This window comes from Streptomyces sp. WM6378 (genome assembly GCF_001279695.1).
Taxonomy (GTDB): Bacteria; Actinomycetota; Actinomycetes; order Streptomycetales; family Streptomycetaceae; genus Streptomyces.
Window position 1 is genome coordinate 45,254 of record NZ_LGDD01000059.1, and the last position, 20,622, is coordinate 65,875.

Annotated in this window: 23 protein-coding genes; 12 read left to right on the forward strand and 11 right to left on the reverse strand. The window is 72.1% G+C overall.

The features are described from left to right. Positions 1-46 precede the first annotated feature (46 nt). The 9 genes from ADK54_RS08290 to ADK54_RS08330 all read left to right on the forward strand — a co-directional run bounded on the left by ADK54_RS08290 (position 47) and on the right by ADK54_RS08330 (position 8,416). On the forward strand, positions 47-814 hold the full coding sequence (locus ADK54_RS08290; protein WP_053724889.1) for an MHYT domain-containing protein: 768 nt from the start codon (positions 47-49) through the stop codon (positions 812-814). 51 nt (positions 815-865) lie between these two features. Next, complete coding sequence (locus ADK54_RS08295; protein ID WP_053724890.1) at positions 866-3,355, forward strand: nitrate- and nitrite sensing domain-containing protein; 2,490 nt, start codon at positions 866-868, stop codon at positions 3,353-3,355. Beyond that, on the forward strand, positions 3,352-3,837 hold the full coding sequence (locus ADK54_RS08300) for a roadblock/LC7 domain-containing protein (RefSeq protein WP_078966210.1): 486 nt from the start codon (positions 3,352-3,354) through the stop codon (positions 3,835-3,837). Before ADK54_RS08295 ends, ADK54_RS08300 begins: the two co-directional genes overlap by 4 nt. Before the next feature lie 22 nt (positions 3,838-3,859). Then, on the forward strand, positions 3,860-4,276 hold the full coding sequence (locus ADK54_RS08305; protein ID WP_053724891.1) for a DUF742 domain-containing protein: 417 nt from the start codon (positions 3,860-3,862) through the stop codon (positions 4,274-4,276). Next, a complete protein-coding gene (locus ADK54_RS08310) occupies positions 4,257-4,850 on the forward strand; it encodes a GTP-binding protein (protein WP_053724892.1) in 594 nt (197 codons plus the stop codon). The genes ADK54_RS08305 and ADK54_RS08310 overlap by 20 nt, the downstream gene beginning before the upstream one ends. 122 nt (positions 4,851-4,972) lie before the next feature. After that, the gene (locus ADK54_RS08315) at positions 4,973-5,386 is read left to right on the forward strand and encodes a roadblock/LC7 domain-containing protein (RefSeq protein WP_053724893.1); all 414 of its coding nucleotides are present in this window, start codon (positions 4,973-4,975) and stop codon (positions 5,384-5,386) included. A gap of 145 nt (positions 5,387-5,531) precedes the next feature. Beyond that, positions 5,532-6,575: a DUF6397 family protein gene (locus ADK54_RS08320; RefSeq protein ID WP_053724894.1), complete on the forward strand. Its 1,044-nt coding sequence runs from the start codon at positions 5,532-5,534 to the stop codon at positions 6,573-6,575. Positions 6,576-6,680: 105 nt separating this feature from the next. After that, a complete protein-coding gene (locus ADK54_RS08325; RefSeq protein WP_078966211.1) occupies positions 6,681-7,598 on the forward strand; it encodes an ATP-grasp domain-containing protein in 918 nt (305 codons plus the stop codon). Continuing rightward, entirely contained in the window at positions 7,595-8,416 is an 822-nt protein-coding gene (locus ADK54_RS08330; protein ID WP_053724895.1) for an ATP-grasp domain-containing protein, read from the forward strand. The genes ADK54_RS08325 and ADK54_RS08330 overlap by 4 nt, the downstream gene beginning before the upstream one ends. 81 nt (positions 8,417-8,497) lie before the next feature. Here the strand turns inward: ADK54_RS08330 and ADK54_RS08335 are convergent, their stop codons facing one another. The 5 genes from ADK54_RS08335 to ADK54_RS08355 form a co-directional block, all read right to left on the reverse strand. Continuing rightward, positions 8,498-9,106: a histidine phosphatase family protein gene (locus tag ADK54_RS08335; RefSeq protein WP_053724896.1), complete on the reverse strand. Its 609-nt coding sequence runs from the start codon at positions 9,104-9,106 to the stop codon at positions 8,498-8,500. A gap of 196 nt (positions 9,107-9,302) precedes the next feature. Further along, positions 9,303-10,505 carry an ABC transporter permease gene (locus tag ADK54_RS08340; protein ID WP_053724897.1) on the reverse strand — a complete coding sequence of 401 codons (1,203 nt, stop codon included), beginning with the start codon at positions 10,503-10,505 and terminating at the stop codon, positions 9,303-9,305. Beyond that, positions 10,502-11,266: an ABC transporter ATP-binding protein gene (locus ADK54_RS08345; RefSeq protein ID WP_053724898.1), complete on the reverse strand. Its 765-nt coding sequence runs from the start codon at positions 11,264-11,266 to the stop codon at positions 10,502-10,504. The genes ADK54_RS08340 and ADK54_RS08345 overlap by 4 nt, the downstream gene beginning before the upstream one ends. Continuing rightward, the gene (locus ADK54_RS08350; RefSeq protein WP_199826901.1) at positions 11,263-12,327 is read right to left on the reverse strand and encodes a peptidoglycan-binding protein; all 1,065 of its coding nucleotides are present in this window, start codon (positions 12,325-12,327) and stop codon (positions 11,263-11,265) included. Before ADK54_RS08350 ends, ADK54_RS08345 begins: the two co-directional genes overlap by 4 nt. Further along, a complete protein-coding gene (locus ADK54_RS08355; RefSeq protein WP_053724900.1) occupies positions 12,324-12,827 on the reverse strand; it encodes a hypothetical protein in 504 nt (167 codons plus the stop codon). Before ADK54_RS08355 ends, ADK54_RS08350 begins: the two co-directional genes overlap by 4 nt. A 163-nt stretch (positions 12,828-12,990) precedes the next feature. Between ADK54_RS08355 and ADK54_RS08360 the strand changes: the two genes are divergently transcribed. Together ADK54_RS08360 and ADK54_RS08365 are read left to right on the forward strand one after the other, a co-directional pair. Then, positions 12,991-13,689 (forward strand): response regulator transcription factor, encoded by a 699-nt coding sequence (locus tag ADK54_RS08360; protein WP_053724901.1) that lies wholly within the window; start codon positions 12,991-12,993, stop codon positions 13,687-13,689. An 8-nt stretch (positions 13,690-13,697) separates the two neighbouring features. After that, on the forward strand, positions 13,698-14,852 hold the full coding sequence (locus ADK54_RS08365; RefSeq protein WP_324610144.1) for a HAMP domain-containing sensor histidine kinase: 1,155 nt from the start codon (positions 13,698-13,700) through the stop codon (positions 14,850-14,852). Between the two features lie 12 nt (positions 14,853-14,864). Here the strand turns inward: ADK54_RS08365 and ADK54_RS08370 are convergent, their stop codons facing one another. Continuing rightward, positions 14,865-15,362 (reverse strand): DUF2000 domain-containing protein, encoded by a 498-nt coding sequence (locus ADK54_RS08370; RefSeq protein ID WP_078966212.1) that lies wholly within the window; start codon positions 15,360-15,362, stop codon positions 14,865-14,867. Between ADK54_RS08370 and ADK54_RS08375 the strand changes: the two genes are divergently transcribed. Next, on the forward strand, positions 15,361-16,161 hold the full coding sequence (locus tag ADK54_RS08375; RefSeq protein WP_053724903.1) for a helix-turn-helix transcriptional regulator: 801 nt from the start codon (positions 15,361-15,363) through the stop codon (positions 16,159-16,161). The two genes, ADK54_RS08370 and ADK54_RS08375, sit on opposite strands and share 2 nt — an antisense overlap. Before the next feature lie 9 nt (positions 16,162-16,170). Here the strand turns inward: ADK54_RS08375 and ADK54_RS08380 are convergent, their stop codons facing one another. The 5 genes from ADK54_RS08380 to ADK54_RS08400 all read right to left on the reverse strand — a co-directional run bounded on the left by ADK54_RS08380 (position 16,171) and on the right by ADK54_RS08400 (position 20,381). Continuing rightward, a complete protein-coding gene (locus ADK54_RS08380) occupies positions 16,171-16,770 on the reverse strand; it encodes a hypothetical protein (RefSeq protein WP_053724904.1) in 600 nt (199 codons plus the stop codon). Continuing rightward, entirely contained in the window at positions 16,767-18,014 is a 1,248-nt protein-coding gene (locus tag ADK54_RS08385; RefSeq protein WP_053724905.1) for an MAB_1171c family putative transporter, read from the reverse strand. The genes ADK54_RS08380 and ADK54_RS08385 overlap by 4 nt, the downstream gene beginning before the upstream one ends. Positions 18,015-18,059: 45 nt before the next feature. Continuing rightward, positions 18,060-18,710 carry a hypothetical protein gene (locus ADK54_RS08390; protein WP_053724906.1) on the reverse strand — a complete coding sequence of 217 codons (651 nt, stop codon included), beginning with the start codon at positions 18,708-18,710 and terminating at the stop codon, positions 18,060-18,062. Between the two features lie 80 nt (positions 18,711-18,790). Beyond that, positions 18,791-19,249, reverse strand: coding sequence for a hypothetical protein (locus tag ADK54_RS08395; RefSeq protein WP_053724956.1), 459 nt, complete (start codon positions 19,247-19,249; stop codon positions 18,791-18,793). Between the two features lie 565 nt (positions 19,250-19,814). Continuing rightward, complete coding sequence (locus tag ADK54_RS08400; RefSeq protein ID WP_078966213.1) at positions 19,815-20,381, reverse strand: DUF2165 domain-containing protein; 567 nt, start codon at positions 20,379-20,381, stop codon at positions 19,815-19,817. Between the last annotated feature and the right edge of the window lie 241 nt (positions 20,382-20,622).

Here is a 20,622-nt window from a genome sequence, read left to right on the forward strand (position 1 = left end):
CTGCGCCCCTGTCGTGCGCCCCTCCCCGGACTAGCGTCCCTGGGCCATGGGACACCTGGACCACGCCGCTTTCGGCTGGCTTACACCCGTGCTGTCGTACGTGATGGCCTGCATAGGCGCCGCCCTCGGGCTGCGCTGCACCGTGCGCGCCCTGGGGGCGAGCGGCCGTTCCCGGCGCAACTGGCTGATCACCGCCGCGTCCGCCATCGGCACCGGCATCTGGACGATGCACTTCGTCGCGATGCTCGGCTTCGCCGTCACCGGCACCGACATCCGCTACGACGTGCTCCTGACCATCCTCAGCCTCCTCGTCGCCATGGTCTTCGTCGGCGCCGGGGTCTTCGCCGTCGGCTACGGCAAGGACCGCACCCGCTCCCTGCTGCTCGGCGGCCTCGCCACCGGACTCGGCGTGGCGGGCATGCACTACCTCGGCATGGCGGCCCTCAGGCTGCACGGACGGGTCCACTACGACCCCGTGCTCGTCGCGCTCTCCGTCGTCATCGCCGTGGTCGCCGCGACCGCCGCCCTGTGGGCCGGGCTCAACATCAAGTCGCCGATCGCCGTGGCCGTCGCTTCCCTGGTGATGGGCGCGGCCGTCAGCAGCATGCACTACACCGGAATGTTCTCGGTGAGCGTGGACGTCGCACCGAGCGGCGCCGAACTGCCGGGGGCGACGGCGATGCAGTTCATCTTCCCCCTCGCCGTCGGCCTCGGGTCCTATCTCTTCATCACCGCCGCCTTCGTCGCGCTCTCGCCGACGGCACGCGAGCGCGCCGAGTACACCTCGGCCGAACAGCTCGCCCCCACGTCCTGAACCACCGCCCGCTGTCCGGCAGTTGATCCCCATTCCTAAGCGAGGAGATCCGTGCGCATACCCCGCAAGGCCCCGGACGCCGCGCCGCCGATCCCGGTGGGCGCCCGTGGGCGACGCGCCCACGCAGGACCGCCGGCCGCCGACGAACGCGCCCTCGGGGAGCAGCCTCCCGCACCCCAGGACGGCGAGTCCCGGTGGCGGCTGCGCCCGCGCACCGTACGCGCCAAGATCGTCTCGCTCCTGATGGTGCCCGTCGTCTCGCTGCTCGCCCTGTGGGGCTTCGCCACCGTCACCACCGCCCAGGACGTGTCCGCGCTGCGCCAGTCGCGCCGCGTCGACGAACAGGTCCGCACCCCGGTCGCGGCGGCTGTCGCCGAGCTCCAGGCCGAACGGCGGTCCGCCGTACGGTACTTGGCGTCTCCGGCCGACGACAGGGCCGCTGAACTCGACCAGCAGGCCAAACGCACCGACACGGCGATCGGCAGGCTCAGGCTCGACCAGAAGCACACCGTCGCCGACGCGGGCGACCTGCCCTCGGGCGTGTCCGACCGGCTGCGCACCTTCGTCGCCGAGGCCCTGAAACTGCCCGCGCTGCGCACCGGCGTGCATGATCGCTCCACCGGTTGGGACGCCGCCTACCAGCAGTACACCGACACCATCGGCGCCGGCTTCGACGTCGACGGCGCGCTCGCCGACGTCCAGGCACCGGCGCTCGGCTCCGGTGCGCGCGTCCTGTACGAGTTCGGCCGGGCCGGCGAAATGCTCGCCCGCGAGGACGCCCTTGTCACCTCCGCGCAGCTCGGCCACACCTTCACGGCCGAGCACCTGCGCCGCCTGACCGGCGCCGTCGACAGCCGCCGCACCCTCACCGACAGCGCCGCCGCAGACCTGACCGGTTCCGGCCACACCGCCTGGGCCACGCTCAGCGGGCAGAGTGCCTACGCCTCGCTCCACACCGCCGAGGACAAGATCCAGTCCGCCGAGCCGGGCCGCGCCGCCGCCACTGCCGTGGACCCCGCCGCCTGGGACACCGTCCTCGGCGCCGTGCAGAAGGGCATGCGCGACATCGAGACCGGCGCCGCGGCGAGCGCCGCCGACCGCGCCGACCCGTTCGGCCGCGGACTGCTCACCGCGGGCGGAGCCGCCGTCCTGTTCGGCCTCGCGGCCGTCGCCGCATCCCTCGTCATCTCCGTACGCATCGGACGCGGCCTCGTCGTCGAACTGATCAGCCTGCGCAACAGCGCCCTGGAGATCGCCCGGCGCAAACTCCCCACCGCCATGGGCCGGTTGAGGTCCGGCGAAGAACTCGACATCCAGGCCGAGGCGCCGTCAGGCCCGCCCCCGAGGGACGAGATCGCCCAGGTCGGCGAGGCGCTTGGCACGGTCCACCGGGCCGCCCTGCACGCCGCCGTCGAACGCGCGGAACTGGCCAGCGGAATCTCCGGCGTCTTCGTCAACCTCGCCCGGCGCAGCCAGGTCCTGGTCCACCGCCAGCTCAACCTGCTCGACCGCATGGAGCGGCGCGCCGACGACCCCGGCGAACTCGGCGACCTGTTCCGCCTCGACCACCTCACCACCCGCATGCGCCGGCACGCCGAATCCCTGATCATCCTGTCCGGCGCCGCCCCCGGCCGCGCCTGGAGCGTGCCGGTCCCGCTCACCAACGTCGTACGGGCCGCGGTCTCCGAGATCGAGGACTACGCCCGGGTGGAAGTGCGCCGGCTCCCCGAGGCCGCCGTCACCGGCGGCGCCGTCGCCGACCTCACCCACCTGCTGGCCGAACTCGTCGAGAACGCCGCCCAGTTCTCGCCCCCGCACACCAAGGTGCGGGTCACGGGCGAGCCCGTCGGCAACGGCTACGCCCTCGAAATCGAGGACCGCGGACTGGGCATGGGCGACGAATCCCTCGACGAGGCCAACCGCAGGATCGAGCAGTCCGAGGCGCTCGACCTCTTCGACAGCGACCGCCTCGGCCTCTTCGTCGTCAGCCGCCTCGCCGCCCGCCACGCCATCAAGGTCCATCTGCGCACCTCGCCGTACGGCGGCACCACCGCGGTCGTGCTGCTCCCGACCGGCCTCCTCCAGGCCGCCGTCACAGCCGCCCCCGGCCCCGCGCGGGCCGACGCCCGGCGCGAGGACCAGCCGCACGGCGAACCCCGCAGGAGGATCGAGGTGCCCCTCGAAGGACCGCCCCGGCCGGCCCTGGTCGCCCAGTACGCACCCCCGCCGCCGCGGCCCGAACCGCCCGCGCCGCCCGGCGTCACCACCCTGCGCCAGCGGGCCCGAGGCGTCGCCCCGGACGGCGTGGAGGCCGGACTCCCGCGCCGGGTGCGCCAGGCGAGCCTCGCCCCCCAACTGCGCGAGGCCCCCGTCCCCGAGCCCGACACGGGCCCGGACACCGCTTCGCCCACCCCCGAGCAGGCGCGCGACCGCATGACGGCCTACATGGGCGGCTGGGCCCGCGGCGGCGCCGCCCGCACAAGTACTCCCGCACCGGGCGCGCCCGGCGGCGGCCACCCGAGCGAAGGAGACCGCGCATGATCGACCACCAGAGGCTCGACGCCCCGCACCGCACCGGGGCGGCACCCGGCTCCGAAGCCCGCTCCGGATCCCGCTCCGGATCCGGCGAACTCGACTGGCTGCTCGACGACTTGGTCATGCGGGTCGGAGAGGTCCGGCACGCCGTCGTCCTGTCCAACGACGGCCTCGCCGTCGGCGCCTCCAGCGCGCTGACCCGCGAGGACGCCGAACACCTCGCCGCCGTCGCCTCCGGATTCCACAGCCTCGCCAAAGGGGCCGGACGCCACTTCCACGTCGGGGGCGTGCGCCAGACCATGGTCGAGATGGACGACGGCTTCCTCTTCGTCGCGGCCGCCGGAGACGGCTCCTGCCTCGCCGTGCTGTCCTCGCTCACCACCGACATTGGGCTCATCGCGTACGAAATGGCGCGCCTGGTGAAACGTGTCGGCGAACACCTCTACACGCCGCCGCGCCACACCGTGCGCCCGCCGGCCGCCGGTTGACCGGAAAGGGGACGCCGACCCCATGAACGAGCACCGGCCGGAAGGCCCCGCGTACCGGCCGAGCCACTGGTACGACGCCGAAGCGGGGCCGCTGGTCCGCCCGTACGCCATGACCGGCGGCCGCACCGCACCCGGCCCCAGCGGCGTGCGCCTCGACCTCATCGCGCTCGTCACGCTCGCCGCTCCGCACGGCCCCGAGCCCGCCGATGAATCCCTCCTCGGCCCCGAGCACCGGGCGCTGCTCGTCCTGTGCCGCAAGGAGACCCAGTCCGTCGCCGAACTCGCCGCCGACGCGGACCTGCCCGTCGGCGTCGTCCGCGTCCTCGTCGGGGACCTGCTCGAAGCCGGCCACGTGGTCGTGAGCCGGCCCGTTCCGCCCGCGCAACTGCCCGACGAGATCATCCTGAGAGAAGTGATCGATGGCCTCCGAGCCCTCTGAACCCACCCCCGCCCTCGCGCTGAAGATCCTCGTCGCGGGCGGATTCGGAGTGGGCAAGACCACCCTTGTCGGAGCGGTCAGCGAGATACGGCCGCTGCGTACCGAGGAACTCCTGAGCGAGGCAGGGGAGTCGGTGGACGACACCGGTGGCGTGGACCAGAAGACCACGACCACCGTCGCCATGGACTTCGGCCGGATCACCATCCGCTCGGGCCTGTCCCTCTACCTGTTCGGCACGCCGGGGCAGGATCGTTTCTGGTTCCTGTGGGACGAGCTCTCCCAAGGAGCGCTGGGCGCCGTCGTCCTCGCCGACACCCGCCGCCTGGAGGACTGCTTCCCGGCCGTCGACTACTTCGAGCACCGCCGCATCCCGTTCGTCGTCGCCGTCAACTGCTTCGCCGGAGCCCGCTCCTACGGTGCCGCCGACGTGTCGGCGGCCCTCGACCTGGACCACGGCACCCCCGTCGTGCTGTGCGACGCCCGCGACCGCGACTCCGGGAAGGAGGTGCTGATACGGCTCGTCGAATACGCGGGGCGCATGCACACGGCGCGCCTGCTCGACTCGGTCGGCTGATGCGCCGCCCGCGCCGCCGCGCGACTCCCCGGGGCCCGGCACCGCTTGCCCGTGGCGCGCCGGTGGTGAAGGGTGGCAGGAGAACGGGGAAACGGGGAATTGCATGAGCGGGGAGGCCTGACATGGCACTGAACAAGGAACTCGACTGGCTGCTCGACGACCTGACCAGGCGGGTCGAGCACGTACGCCACGCGATCGTGCTGTCCAACGACGGTCTGGTCACCGCCGCGAGCGCCGACCTGAAGCGCGAGGACGCGGAGCACCTGGCCGCGGTCTCCTCCGGACTGCACAGCCTCGCCAAGGGCTCGGGCCTGCACTTCCGGGCCGGCAAGGTCCGCCAGACGATGGTCGAATTCGACGAGGGCGTCCTCTTCGTCACCGCGGCCGGCGACGGCAGCTGCCTGTGCGTGCTCGCCTCCGCGGAGGCCGACATCGGCCAGATCGCCTACGAGATGACCCTTTTGGTCAACCGCGTCGGCGAGCACCTCTCGGTGGCGGCGCGGCAGCCGGGGAACTTCGGCGTGACCGAGCTCTGAGCCGGTGATCTGAGCTGGTGAACCGGCGTTCCGCGCGCTCGATTTGAGTTGTCCACAGGCCGCGCGGGATGTCCGCGCGGCGGGTTACGGTCGTCACCGAGAGTATTCGTCTCTCGCGTACTCGTTCCTCACGGGGGAGGATCCGATGACTGCCGTCACCACTGTCACGACCAAGAACGCCGTCGCGCCCGCCATCGCAGCGGGTGCGGCGCCGCCGCCCGGGCCGCGGCTCGCACCCGGCGCCGCCGCCCGCGAACTGGAGCTGAAGCGCGGCGAGTTCGAGCTGGCCGTCCAGCTCGGGCACATCCGCACCGTCCCGGATCCGGGCGGCGGGCAACGCCGGGTCACGGCGCGGGAGGTGGCCCGGTTGAGAGCCGCAGCCGACTTCCCCGAGGGCCTTCGCGAACGGGTGCGGACCGTCGGCACCGGCGAGGGCGCCGACCTGCTCGGCATCGCACCGGGGCGCTTCACCAAACTGGCCCGCACGGGGCGGCTCACCCCGGTGCGCTGCTACCTCAACCGATACCGGGCGGTCGTCTGGCTCTACCTGGCCGACGAACTGGTCGAACTTGCCCTGCGAGAGCCGGAGTTGCTGAGCGGCCGCCATCCGGAGCCCGACGGCGGCCAGGACTGGCGGGCGCGCAACTGGCGCGGGCGCAGGGTCGCCATGCTGGCCCGCCAGACCGACGACCAGTGGGAACAGGCGGCCGCTGTCGCCTCCGCCCTAGACAGCGCACACCTCGCCGAGATCGTCCGGGACCCCTACGAGCGAGCGTGCCTCAGACGTCTGCAGCCCGAGACGTTCAGGATCCACCCCGAGTCCGCGATCGCCCAGGGCATCGTCGACCGGGTGCTCCTGGCGGAAGAACCGGACGAGGTCGAGTGGTACCGGCTGCGCCTGGTGGAGGCTCTCGCGGACGCGCGCGACCAGTGCCCGGCGCCGCGCCCGATCGGAGACCCGGCGGCGCAGCGGGGCATCCCGGCGGCCGTGGAGCCGGTGACGAAGCGGGGTGCCCCGGCCGGCGTGGAACCACCCGCGCCGCGGCCCTTGGGGCGGACCGGCCCACGGACCGCTGCCCCCGCGGCGCGCCCTGCCGGGCCCGAACGCACGCGGCGCAAGCCCACCCCGAAGGAGGCAGGAGCGCCCGTCCCGCGAAGTCTGCTGAGGCGGCTACGCCGGGAAAAGTAGCCGGGCCGGGGTGGGCGGTCGACCCGGCCGAAGTCCATGACATCCTGTGACGTCACAGCTCGCCGGACGGGATCGGCGGACGTCCGGGCATTACGGGGAAGGTCGATGAGGCTCTGCTTCCTGGTGGAAGAGCACTACCGCCATGACGGCATGCCCGTCGAGGTGATCCGCCAACTCGACGCCTGGGGCCACCAGGTCGACGTGGTGCGCCCCGGCGGGTCCCTGCTGCGGATGTCGGAGGCGGTCCGAGCCGGCAGTCACGATGCCTGGGTGCTCAAGACGGTCTCCGGCGGCCCAGGGCTCCCGCTCCTCGAAGCCGCCGCCGCGGTGGGCCTGACCACGGTCAACGACGTGCGGTCCATCCGGGGGGTACGGGACAAGGCGCTGGCCTCGGCCATCGGCCGCAGCCGGGGCCTGCCGGTGCCGATGACGTACGCGGCGGCCCGGCCCGAACTGCTCACGGAGATACCCGAGTCCGAGTACCCGCTGGTGGTGAAGCCCGCCGACGGAAGCTCGGGGCGCGCCGTGCACCTCGTCCCGTCACCGGACCGGCTCGCCGCGATGCTGCCCGTCCTCGCCGGGGAGGGGATGCTCATAGCCCAGCCGTACGTCTCCAACTCGGGCATCGACCTCAAGGTGTACTGCGTCGGAGGCGAGCTGTACGCCACCGAGCGCCGCTCACCGCTCCACCCCGACCAGGGCGTCCGCGAACGCCATGTCCCGCTGCCCGCCGAGGTGGCGGCCATCGTCGACCAGGTCGGCGCGGTCTACGGACTCGACCTGTACGGCGTGGACGTGCTGCTCGGCCCGGACGGGCCGGTGGTCGTCGACGTGAACGACTTCCCGAGCTTCCGTCAGGTCCCGGACGCGGCGGCCAAGGTGGCCCGCGCAGTGCTCGAACTGGCCCGCACGGGAAGCGAGGTCGCCGCCGCGGCCTTCGTGTCCGGCGCGGGGCGGATCCCGGAGCAGCCGTTCGGGGCACAGCCCGTCCGGAGCTCGGCGGGGGCGGGCGAGGGCCGGTGAGCAACACGACGACGGTCGGGCTGATCACGCCCGAGCCGGGCCATCCGCTGCTCGCCGCCACGACGGAACTGCTCGGCCGCGAACACCGGGTGGTGACGGTCCACCCGGAGACGGCCGACGCCGCCGTGCTCGGCCGGCTCGCGGACGTCTACCTGCTGAAGTCGCGCACGCCCCGGGCTCTCGCGCTGGCCCGGGGGCTGGAGGCCCGCGGGGCCGTGGTGATCAACTCGGCGGAGGCGACCGCCCTGTGCCAGGACCGTACGGCCATGGCGGAGCGGGCCCGCGATGCGGGGCTGCCCTTCTCGGCGACCCGCACGTTCGGTTCGTTGGCCGAGCTCGCGGCCGATGCGGGGTCGACCGGTCCGCTGGTGGTGAAGAGCCGCCACAGCAGGCGGCACGACCTCGTCGCCCGTGTCGACAGCCCGGGCCGGCTGGCCGAGCTGGCTGGCGCATGGGCGGACGAACCCGTCGTGGCGCAGGAGTTCGCGGAGAACAACGGGTACGACCACAAACTCTGGGTGATCGACGGCACGGTGTTCGCGGCACTGCGCCGCTCCGAGCTCGCCCCCGGGGGCCGCGGTCCCACGGTGCCGCTCGCACTCGGTGAACTCCCGCCCGGCTGGGGCGAGTTGGTGGTCGAGGTCGGCGACGTCTTCGGCCTCGACGTCTACGGGGTCGACGTCATAGACACGGTGGAGGGCACCCCGCTGATCGTCGACATCAACGCGTTCCCCGGGATCCGGGGACAGGCCGGCGCCCCGCAGGCCCTGGCGGCGCTGGCGCTGCGCAGGGCCCGTGCGGCGGTCGCGGCGGCCTGAGGGGGGTGTGGCTGAACCCGGTCCGACGGGGCGCAGGCACACGCCCGATCCGGGTAGACGCAGGGCCTCCGGCCGGCCCGCTCAGTTCGCCGTGTGCTGCAGCACCGTGTTCCAGGCGGTGATCACCGGGCGGTCGTGTTCGCGGCCGAGGCGGGACACTGCGCCCGTGTCGAGGACGAACAGTGCGCCCCCCGAAGCGGGCAGGCCGAGGTAGCGGGCGGTCAGGACGCGCAGGAAGTGGGAGTGGGCGATCAGGACGACGTCCTCGTCGCTCGCGCGCAGGGCGGCCTCGGCCTCGACCAGCACCCGGTCGGCCCGCGCGCCGACCTCGGCCGGGCTCTCGCCGGGATGGTCGGCAGGGCCGGGTGCGACGCCGTCGGTCCACAGGTTCCAGTCGGGGCGGCCGCGGTGGATCTCGACGGTGGTGATGCCCTCGTAGCCGCCGTAGTCCCATTCGTGGAGATCCGGGGTGATGCGGGCGTTCTTGAACCCGGCCAATTCGGCCGTGTGCACGGCCCGTTGGAGCGGGCTGACCAGGGCGAGGCCGATGGGCCGGTCGGCGAGCAGCGGCGCGACCGCGCGGGCCTGCTCTTCCCCGTGTGCCGTGAGCGGCAGGTCGGTGTAGCTCGTGTGCCGCCCCGACAGTGACCATTCGGTCTCCCCGTGACGTACGAGGATCAACTCACCCATGGCTGTGTATTCCGTTCTCCGTGTGCGTCCCCCGGCCGGTACCGCCCCGGCCGTACGCGGGGACAACCTCCGAGGGTGCGCGCGCATTCCGGGTGTACCGGCGTGTCGGGCGTCGTATACCTCACGTGCGGGGCTGCGCCTTGCGCGCCGGGCCGGGATTTCTCGGGCCCGGCCCGCACGGCGCGGACCGGGACGCTCAGGCGGAGTGCAGGGCGAGCGTCGGAGACAGCCGGGATGCGCGAACCGCCGGATAGAGTCCGGCGACCGTCCCGATCACCAGCGTTGCGCCGAAGCCGCCCGCGACCGCCCACGGCGGAATCACCCAGGGGATGCCGCTCGACGCCGAGTACACCGCTGTCGCGGCCCCGCCGAGCACGATGCCGGCCGCGCCGCCGAGCCCCGACAGGAGCAGTGACTCGGTGACGAACTGGCCCCGGATCTGGCCCCGGGTCGCGCCGATGGAACGGCGCAGGCCGATCTCGTAGCGGCGCTCCAGAACGGAAATGATCATGGTGTTGGCGACGCCGACCCCGCCGACCAGGAGCGCGACCCCGCCGAGCCCGAGCAGCAGGCTGCTGAACGCGCCCTCGGTGGCGGCCTTCGCCTGGAGACCCGAGGACGGGTCGGTGACGCTGACGTCGCGCGGCGTCTCGGGTGAGACCGTGCGCGGGATCAGGTCGTGGACCCGGTCGACCGAGGCATCGGCGGAGCGCTCGTAGAGGGCCGTCGGGTGGCCGTCGAAACCGAGGCGGCTCGTGGCGACGTCCCAGCCGACCAGGGCCGAGCGGGCGATGTCGGGGGCCAGCGGCAGCGGGTCGAGGATGCCGAGCACCGTGAAGTACTGGCCGTTGATGAACACCTGCTGGCCGGGTGCGGTGATGCCGAGCCGGCCGGCTGCCACATCGCCGAGCACCACCGACGGATATTTCCCGGTGGCCGAGTTGAGGAAGGTCCCGCTGCGCATCGTGCCGCGCAGGGTGGTGAGCAGGCCGTCGGTCGCCGCCTGGACCTGGATGCCGCCGGTGATGCTGTCGGGGATCTTCTCCGACCGGCGTACGGTCTGCGGCACCGAGCCCGTCGCGCCGACGTGCTCCACTCCGGCGATCCGCCCCACCCGCCCGGCCGCGTCCTTCGCCAGCGGCACCGGCTTCCCGGTCAGCAGGTCCGTGCCGGGGGTCACGACCAGCATGTTGGTGCCGAGCTTGTCGAGTTCCCGGAGCAACTGCTCCTTGCTGGACGCCGAGATGCCCACCACCGCGATCATCGTGGCGATGCCGATCGCGATGCCGATCGCCGAGAGCACCACCCGCAGCGGGCGGCTGCGCATTCCGGCGGCGCCGGTGTGCAGGAGGTCGCGCGGGCCGAGCCGGGCCGGCCTGAGCGCCGGCCGCCCGCTCATCGGACGTCCTCGGGCACAGGAGCCGTCCTTGGCCCGCTGTCCTCGATCGCGCGGCCGTCCGCGGCACCCGGGCCGATGTCCTCGACCACCCGCCCGTCCCGGATCCGCACCTGGCGCGGCAGCCGTGCCGCGATCTCCGTGTCGTGGGTGATCACGGCGATGGTCGCGCCCTCCTGGTTGAGTTCGTGGATGAGCTCCATCACCGCCGCGCCGGACGCCGAGTCGAGCGCGCCCGTCGGCTCGTCCGCGAGCAGCAGATCGGGCTCGCCGACGACGGCGCGGGCGATGGCCACACGCTGCTTCTGCCCCCCTGACAATTCGTGCGGCCGGTGCCGCATACGGTCGCCCAGGCCGACTCGCTCAAGGGCCACGGCCGCCCGCTTGCGGCGTTCGGCGCGCGGCAGCCCGGAGTAGAGGAGCCCCTCCGCCACGTTGTCCTGCGCGCTGATGCCCGGTACGAGGTGGAAGGCCTGGAAGACGAAGCCGATGTGCTGGGCCCGCAGGGCGGAGAGCTTCCGGTCGGTGAGGGCCGCCGCGTCGTGACCGGCGAGGGTCACGGACCCGGCGGTCGGCAGGTCGAGGGTGCCGATGATGTGCAGCAGGGTGGACTTGCCCGAGCCGGACGGGCCGACGATCGCCAGGAGCTCGCCCCGCTCGACGGTGAGGTCCACCCCGCGCAACGCGGCGACCGGGCCCGGGTACTCCTTGGTCACGCCGGTCAGTTCGACGACCGGCGGCTGGGTGAGGGGGACAGTGCTCATGTCGAGGGCACCCCGACCCGCAGCCCCGAGCGCAACCCGTCCCCGGATATCTCGACCCGCCCCTGCGCGAACATGCCGAGCCTCACCTTCACTTCGTGCGCCTTGCCGTCCGCCACCACCTGCACCCCGAACGAGCCGTCGTCGAGCGCGAGCAGCGCGCCGACCGGCACGCTCAGCACGTTCTTGCGGGTCTCGCCGCTGAGCTTCACGGTCGCGGGGGACTTGTCGATGCCCTTGACCTTGCCCGGGTCGTCGAAGGTGACGGTCACCGCGATCCGGGGCGTCTTGTCGTTCGGGTCGTCGCCCGCCTTGGCACTCGCGCCGACCGAGGACACCGTGCCCGAGGTGGTGGTCCCGTCGGGCAGCTCCACCCGCACCTTGCCGCCCGTCTTGGCGAGGGCCGCGTCCGACACCTTGAGCTGGAGCTGTACGACCCGGTCGGAACTGGTCGTCGTCATGATCTTCTGGCCGGGTGCGGTGCGGTCGCCCACTGCGGCGTCCGCGCTCTGCACCCGGACAGGACCGGTGGCGAAGGCGATCTGCTCCGGCCCCGCCCGACCGCTCTGCGCAAGGCCGTGCTCCTTCTGCCAGCGCTTGACCGCATCGGCGGTTCCGGGGGTGAACGTCTCGTCGTCGGCAAGCCCGCCGCCGTATCCGAGAGCCCGCAGGTTCGTCTTCAACTGCCGTACGTCGGAGCCCTTGTCGCCGCTCTTGAGGACCCGGTACATCGGCTCCGTCCCGTACATCAGCCGGACGTCCTTCCCGTCGACCGCGTACAGCCTCTCGTCCCGTCCGATGCTGGAACCGCTGCCCGCGATCCAGGTCAGCGTGCCGCCCGCGCCCGCGTTGAGCTTGCTCTCGCGGGAGTAGCCGAGGGTGCCGTCGACGCTGGCGCTGCTCACCAGATCGCCCTGCTGGATGGGCGCGGTGGCGGGCGGAAGGCCGGTCTGGCGCTGGGCGGAGTCCTTGGGTCCGGGCTGAGCGAGGCCCGTGACGGCGAACCCGCCGCCCGTCACGGCCGCCACCGCGACCCCCGCCGCGATCATGGTCCGGGGCCTCATGCGGCGCACTCGTTGAGGGCCTTCATGAACTTGTCCTTGTCGGCACCGTCGGGAATCCTGAAGCCGCTGCTGTGGCCGCCCTCGACCTTCGGGTCGGGCATGTCGAAGCCCTTGCCCCGCAGGCACTGGGCGATCTTGACCTGCTGGTCCTGCTGCTTCGGGTCGGGAGCGCCGGTGCCGCCGCCTCCCTCGACACCCGAGCCGCACGCATTGAGCGCCTGGTTCCACTTGTCCGCCGAGGTGCCCTGCGGCTGGGAGAGGGCCTGAGCATACGGGTTCTCGCCCGGCTTGAGGTCGGGCACGTCCATGCCCTGCTTGCGCAGGCAGCTGCGCAGCGCCTGCGCCTTGTCGGCCGCCGACGAGTCCCCGCCGGAGCCGTCGTCGGAGGCACCCGAATCCTTGCCGGAGCCGCCGCCCGACGAGCCGGAGCAGCCGGAGGCGAACAGGGCGAGACCTGCCGTTCCGGATGCCAGGACCAGGGTGAGCCGGTGGTTCCTCATCGTTTCTCTCCTCGCGGACATGCGTGGACGCGGCAGCGCGCGCCGGCCGCCGAGCGGCGGCCGAGGAGAGCGTCCAGGAACGCGCTGTTTCGTTTCCCTTACGGCGCCCGCCGTCGCCCCGCGTAACAACGGCGAAAGGCCCGTTTCAGGTAGACAGGGGGGCATGCGCGTACTGGTGGTGGAAGACGAGGCGTTCCTGGCCACGATGATCGCCGAGGGCCTGCGCCGCGATGCGATCGCGGTGGACGTCGCCCTCGACGGCCTCAGCGGGCTCCGCAAGGCACAGCTCGGCGACTACGACGTCCTCGTGCTGGACCGCGACCTGCCCGGCCTGCACGGCGACGAGGTCTGCCGCCAAGTCGTGGCCGAGGGACTGCTCACCCGGGTGCTCATGCTCACCGCGTCGGGCACCGTGCGCGACCGGGTCGAGGGTCTCGGCCTCGGCGCCGACGACTACCTCACGAAGCCGTTCGCGTACGACGAACTCCTCGCCCGGGTGCTCGCGCTCGGCCGCCGAGCCCGGCCCGCACTGCCCCCGGTCATCGAACGGGCCGGCATCGTCCTGGACACCGCTCGCCGCCGAGCGAGCCGCCACGGACGCGAACTCACCCTGACCCGCAAGGAGTTCGCCGTCCTGGAAACCCTGATGCGGGCCGATGGCGGGGTGGTCAGCGGCGAGGACCTCATCGAGCAGGTGTGGGAGGAACACGCCGGGTACGACACCAATCCGGTACGGGTCGCCCTCAGCCGGCTGCGCGCCAAACTCGGCGAGCCGGCGGTGATCGAAACCGTCCCCGGAGTGGGCTACCGCATCGCCCGGGACCCGGACGGCGTCGAGGGCGCCCGGCGGGCCGAGCGGTGATCCGCCGCTTGCTGCCCAGCACCGAGCGGGCCCGGCTGACCGCCCTGTACGGCGGGCTGCTCCTGCTCGCCGGATGCGTCCTGGTCGGCGTGATCTACGTACTCGTCCAGGACGGCCTCGACAACCGAATCGGCACCGCCTTCACGGGAGTCGTGCCCGGCGGCCGGACCTCGCCGCAGCCCACCGCCACCCCGCCCGGCGACCTCATCCCGTCCGAGCAGGCCGGCGAGCACGCCAGGACGCAGGTGGTTCAGGTCGTCGCGGCGACCACCCTCAACCGCCTGCTGACCGTCTCCGGGATCGCGCTCGCCGTCTTCGCCGTGCTCTCGGTGTTCCTGGCCTGGTGGATGGCGGGACGGGTGCTGCGCCCGGTCGGCCTCATCACCGCCACCGCGCGCAAGCTCTCCGGCGAGAACCTGCACCAGCGCATCGACCTGGAGGGACCGCCCGGCGAGCTCAAGCAGCTCGCCGACACCTTCGACCAGATGCTGGGCCGGATCGAGCAACTGGTCGGCGCCCAGCGGAGGTTCGCCGCGAACGCCGCCCATGAACTGCGCACCCCGCTGGCCGTTCAGCGGGCCGCCGCCGAGATCGGCCTCGTCGACCCCGACCCCGAGCGGATCAGGTGGATCCGCGGCGAACTCCTCCAAGTCGCCGACAGCAGTGAGCAGTTGATCGATTCGCTCCTGCTGCTCGCCGCCACCGACCAGGGGCTGGAGCGCCGCGAACCGGTGGCATTCGACGAGAGCGTGGCCGCCGTGGCCGGTGAACACCGCGACGAGGCGGGTGAACGCGGCATCACCTTCACGACCGCGCTGGAACCCCTGACCGTCGAGGGCGACCCCGTGCTGCTCACCCATCTGAGCCGCAACCTCATCGGCAACGCGCTCCGCTACAACCACCGTGACGGCAGCGTCCACATCGCCCTCGTCGCGGCCGACCGTACGCTACGGATCACGAACACCGGCCCGGCCGTGCCGCAGGACGCGGTGCCGGAGCTCTTCGAACCCTTCCGCCGCCTGAACGAACGCCGGCACGCGCCCGGCGAGGGCGCCGGTCTCGGTCTCGCCCTGGTCGCGTCCATCGCGCGCGCCCACGGTGGCCGGGCCACGGCCGAGGCGAACCCGGGCGGCGGCCTCACGGTGACCGTCCGCCTGCCCTGACCGGGAACCGGGTCAGGGGTGCATGCGCGCCCCCTTGAGGATCTTGTCCACCGCGTTGCGCGGCCCGTGGACGGCCAGACCGACCAGATCGAGGTCGGCCCCGGGCACGGCCCGGACCGCCGCCCGGTTGTCCGCGTCGTTGCCCGTGCTGAACATGTCGCTCGTGAACACCGCCCGGGGCAGCTCGCGGCTCAGGGCGCGGGTGTGGGCCGCGCGCAGGACTTCCTTGCTCCCCTCGAAGACGAGGACCGGCTGACGGAACAGCGGGAGGTAGGGGGTGCCGTCGGCATCGGCGTACGGCTCGCCGATGATCTCGGGCAGCGCCGTGCCGAGCCCGCTGACCAGGAAGGCCGTCACATTGAGCCGCTGCCAGATGTGCAGGTCGTCGCGCAGCAGCACGGCGATCTTCGTGTCGAAACGTACGGGCGCACTGTCGGATGTCATGGACTCGGATGTCATGGACTGAGACTGCCGAACCCGCCCACGCCGCGTCTTGTACGTTCCTTGCATGACCGCAGGACAGGAGATCTCCGCTTGGCGGCCCCGGGTCGCCGGGGTCGTGGAGGTCTTCCACGCCCGGTTCACCGAGCACTCCTACCCGATGCACGTCCACGACAGCTGGACGCTGCTGATCGTCGACGACGGCGCGGTGCGCTACGACCTGGACCGCCACGAACGCGGCACTCCGGGCGACGCGGTGACCCTGCTCCCGCCGGACGTGCCGCACAACGGCTCCGCGGCCACCGCCCAGGGCTTTCGCAAGCGGGTGGTCTACCTGGAGCGGACCCAGCTCGACGAGAGTTTCATCGCGCCCGCGGTCGACGGCCCCGACCTCGTGGACGCCGTACTGCGCCGCCGGGTCGGGCAGTTGCACACGGCCCTCGCGCTCCGCGGTGAGGAGCTGGAGGCCGAGAGCAGGCTCGCGCTCATCGCCGAGCGGCTGCGCGACCATCTGCGCCCGCGGCACGTGACCGGTTCGGCAGGCCCCGGCCGCTCGGTGGCGCGGCGCCTGCGAGACCTCCTCGACGCCCGGGTCGTCGACGGCGTGAGCCTGGAGGAGGCCGCGGGCCTGGTGCACGCGCACCCGACACATCTGGTGCGCGCCTTCACCGCGGAGTTCGGCATCGCGCCGCACCAGTATCTGACGGCCCGTCGGGTCGACCGGGCCCGGGGACTGCTCCTCGACGGACTGGCGCCCGGTGACGTGGCCCGCGCCACCGGGTTCTACGACCAGTCCCATCTGACCCGCCACTTCAAGCGGGTGGTGGGTACCGCGCCGGGCCGCTATGCCCGGCGTGCCCGGGCCTGACGCCCGGGTTCAGACGAACAGGAACGCCGCCGAAGTGGCCGCGCCGAGCGCGCCGCCCGCGACCGTCTGCATGACCGTGTGGTAGGTCAGGGCGACCCGCGACCAGCACACCACGGCCGTGATCGCGTAGGCGAGCAGCCACCAGGGGGAGTGCACCACGGCGAGCAGCGCCACGACCGCCGAGGCGACGGCGGAGTCCACCGAGATCTTCCAGACCGTGTTCACGGCGAGCAGGAAGATCGTCATCACCCACAGGGCGAGCATCGCGGTCAGGATGCCGACCGGGGCATGGCCGAGCACCATGACGACCGAGCCGGCCCCGATCGACCCGAGGATGACGAAGAAGATCGGCGCCCGCTTGGTGCGGTCGACGACATGCCGGTCGCCCCAGGTGCCGCGCTTGCGCTCCCACTCGATGTAGCCGGCCGGTATGAGCCCCGCGCACAGCGCGCCGAGCAGGCCCCACAGCAGGCCGGTCCACTCGCCGGCCGCGGCCAGGCCGATGCCCAGCATTCCGGCGAGCAGGACGTTGCGGGGCTGCAGGACGTCGGTGACGGTGCGGGCCGTGGCCGTCGTACGGCTGTCGGCCTCGGTCAGGGTGTCGCTCACGCGGTCTTCTCCAGGGAGTCCAGGACGCTGCGGGCGCGCTCGGCGCTGATGGTCCGGTAGGCGGCGGCCACCCGCACCAGCCGGGCGACTTCGCCGTCCTGGTCGGTGGCGTGCATGGTGTCGACGGCCGCGGCATCGCCCGCGGCGGCGCCGGCGGCCTTGGCGGCGAGCGCCGCCTTGATCCAGTACGCCTCGGCGAGCGGCCCCTCGCTCTCGGCGCGCGGGCTGTCGTGGGAGGCGGCCCGCTTGGCGGCCGGAAGCAGGCTGTCCGGCACGTAGTGGCGCAGCTTCTCGACGGCGTCCGCGATGTCGGCGGCCCACCGGTCGATCCGCAGGTCCGCCGGGGTGCCGAACCGGGTCAGCTCGCGGGTGAGCGAGGCCGGCGGCTCGAAGGGCTGGTCGGGGAAGGCCGTCATCAGCTCCCGCCACAGCGGATGCAGCCGGGCCTGCGCCCGCCACAGCCGCACCCGGCGCCAGCCCTTGCTGAACGCGGGGATGGACGCGCCGAGCGCGAAGAACGCGAACAGGACGACCTGGGCCGCCTCGGTGATCTCGTCGAACTTCAGGGCGAAGGACGGGCTCGGCTGGTCGGCGACGCTGATCCACAGGAACAGGGTGCGGCTGAGGGTGTAACCGACGCCGATGAACATGGCGAACGTCATCATGCCGAGCCCGATCCGCAGATGGCGGGCCGTGGCCCCGGCGGTGGCGAGCGCCCACTGATAGGCGCAGACGGCGGAGGCGGCACCCAAGTACAGGTAGAACACGCTCATGTAGAGCGTGGCGCCCCACTGCCCGGCGTGATCGGAGACGAACCGGTCCGAGGCGTACGAGCGGTCGACCACGGTGAAGAAGAGCACGGTCAGCAGGATCAGCGTGGCGACGGACGCCTTGGCCGCCACCTGCTGGATGATCCGCGCGAACCGGACGTGGCGGGGGATGGCGCCACCCTCCGGGAAGTGCCCGTAGATCGCCACGATGTAGCTGAGGATCGCCAGGATCGCGATGGTCGCCGTGTAGTGCTTGATCAGTACGGCGAGGTCGACGACGGGGCTGTTGTTGAGCCCGATGCGCACGACCTTGGTCTTGGTCCACAGGGCGACGGCGAAGCCGGCGTAGCAGCCCCACAGGGCGCGCCTGCGTTTGTCCTCCTCGTCGCCCCAGAGCGCTGCGGGCATGCGCCACAGGGCGACGGCGGTCATCACGCCGGCTATGAGATAGCCGGCAAGGTCAAGCGCGGTCAAGGGGATTCCTCGGGGGACGGGGAGGGGGACAGGAGGGGGAGCGGGCTACGAACGGCGGAAGAAACCGCGGCGCCGGTGGGCGACGGGCCGGGAGAGGGAGTTGGCGAGCCGCCCGACCATGTCGTCGCTGGTCACGTCGCGGGCCATGCGGGGAATGAGCGAGGCGCCGAACTCGGCGATCCGCTCGTCGTGGGTGTCGTACTGGGCCCGCGCCTGGATGGGACCGCCGGAGCGGAACGCCTCGGTGACCGCGGGCGGCAGGCCATCCGGCTCGTCGGCCGCGGGCTCATCAGCCGCGGGCTCGGCGGGATCGGCCCGTGCGGCCGGCTCGTCGGTGGCGAGAACCCGGTTGATCAGCGACGTGTTGAAGACTGGAAGCAGCTGGCGCAGCTGGTCCGCGTTCAGGGTCGTACCGTGGTCGAACCACTCGTGGCACAGCTCGTGCAGGATGACGTGCTGGGTCTGGTAGAGGGTCGGGCGCTTGCGGTAGAGCACGAAACTGGTGCCGCCCGACTTGAGGCGGAGACCGCACGCGGCGTTCACGCGGGCCAGACGGTCGGGCAGTTCGTGCAGCACGATCGTGCGACCACGGGCCTCTTCCATGTTCGCCACGAGCCCCGGGATGCTGAACGGGGCCGGGATGGGCAGATCCGCCAGTCCGGCTTCGCACTCTCTCCGCAGCTCGCGCATGGACATTGAGACCTCTTGATCGTAGTCACGCGTGTGTGACAAGCGGTCTGCGATCTTAGCCAATCGTCATGAACACGCGGTGGCGGCTACCCGGGCTGTCCGCCAGGGGCGGCTTCGGGCCCGTTGTCCCGCCCGTCCTTGTTGTCCTCAAGGAGGGAGAGGACGAACTGGAGCAGCTCCGGGTCGAGCCCGTCGTCGTCGATGCCGCGGCCCGCCAGACCGCTGATCTCCCCGGTACGCCGCTTCGCGAGGAACTGGAGCCCCGCCACGACGTCGTCGACCACCTCGGACTCGTCCTTGAAGAAGCGCCAGTCCACGCCGAAGCCGAGCCCGAGCGCCTTGAGGATCTCCTCCGAGGGGTTGGTGACCTTGCCGGCGAGGATGTTGGAGAAATAGCTGTGCGAGAGCGAGCCGCCCCGCTCCTTGACGAGATCGGCGAAGACCCGGCCGGAAATCTTCTCTCCCGGAAAGGTCTTCTCGACCATGTACTCGACCTTTTGCTGCAACGTCGTCAGCTCGGGAGTGCGCTCTTCGCCGTTGTCCATCAGGGTCCCCACGTCCACGTCCGCCGCTCGTGCGCTGTCCGACGATGCGCGATGTTCGATTCGGTCAACGGATTCGTACTTTAACTGACCTTGGTCGAGGAGCCCGGTCGACGGGGAGGCTGTCGGCCACGGCCGTCGGCGACAAAACGGAACATCTTGCTCCGTGATCGGAACCGGACTTGCGGAAACACTCTACGTCACTGTTAACTCGAAAAAACACGAACAAGGGGCCACGAGGGGAGTTCCTTGCTCGGGTGGCTGCTGTGCCCTGCGCGCCTGGCGCGTCCAGGGTGCGTGGCCGTGGCAAGCAGGTGTAGCCCTTCGCGACGGGGGACGCGCGAAGGGCTACACATGCATTATGCACCTTGTCTGTGGAGTCCGGCGACCACTCCCGACTGGGAGTCGACCGGATCCGCTCAACTCCAAGCCGAATGCGACCGATTGTCGAGCCGGGCGCAAAATCGACGCCCCTGCGACTTGGCCGGGAAACGCCTCTCGTGAGCGGGGCCCGTGCGGGGACGTTCGCCGCCCGCAGGATGCGGCCCGTGACCTGCGCGAGGGCCGACTACTCCGCCGGCGAGCTGGTGCCCGGCAGGTGGACGATCACCAGGACGATGCCCGCCACCATGAAGTTGCGGGCCGCCGCGTCGAGGCCGTTCCAGGACTTGGACTGCCACATCGAGAACCACTCCCCGCCGACGGCGATGAACCCGGCGCCGAACAGCAGCAGCACCATCAGCAGCCCCATGGTGCTCAGCCGCCGGGCCCGCCCGAAACCGGCCCCGCGCCGCAGCCCGCCGAACCACACGCCGGCCGCCGCTATGAGCACCAGGGCCGCCAGCGTCTCCCAGGCGATGATCAGGACGTACGCGATGTCCTGGAGCGTGCTCGACGTGATGGCCCGCCACATGAGATCCGGGTCCTTGAACGTGGTGTCCATCGCGAGGACGTGACGGACGAACTGGCGGTTGGTGTCGAAGTCGGTGATGTTGCCGAAGGCGACGAGCGCCATGTACAGCGCGACGGTCGCGGTGAGCAGCGCCGCGGCGACCGGCAGCGCCGGGAGTCGTGTCCCGCTCGCGGGGCGTGTGCCACCCGCCGTACGTGCCCCGAACCTGAACCTGGACGTCATCCCGGACTCCCTCGTCGGACCGAACCCAATTCCGTGCCGAACGCACGGGGCTCTGCGTGCGCCTGTCGTTCAGCCTGCCCACCATCGTGCCGCGCACCACTGACAACGAGCCCGTCGGGTGTGGGCCGGTGTGGCCGAATGGGGTACGCCAGCTGCTCTGAGGAGAAGTACGGCTCCTGGCCGTAGGCGGTTCGGGCGGCCGAACTCCAGTACTGGACAAGGGCGTTGACGGCCGGCGGGG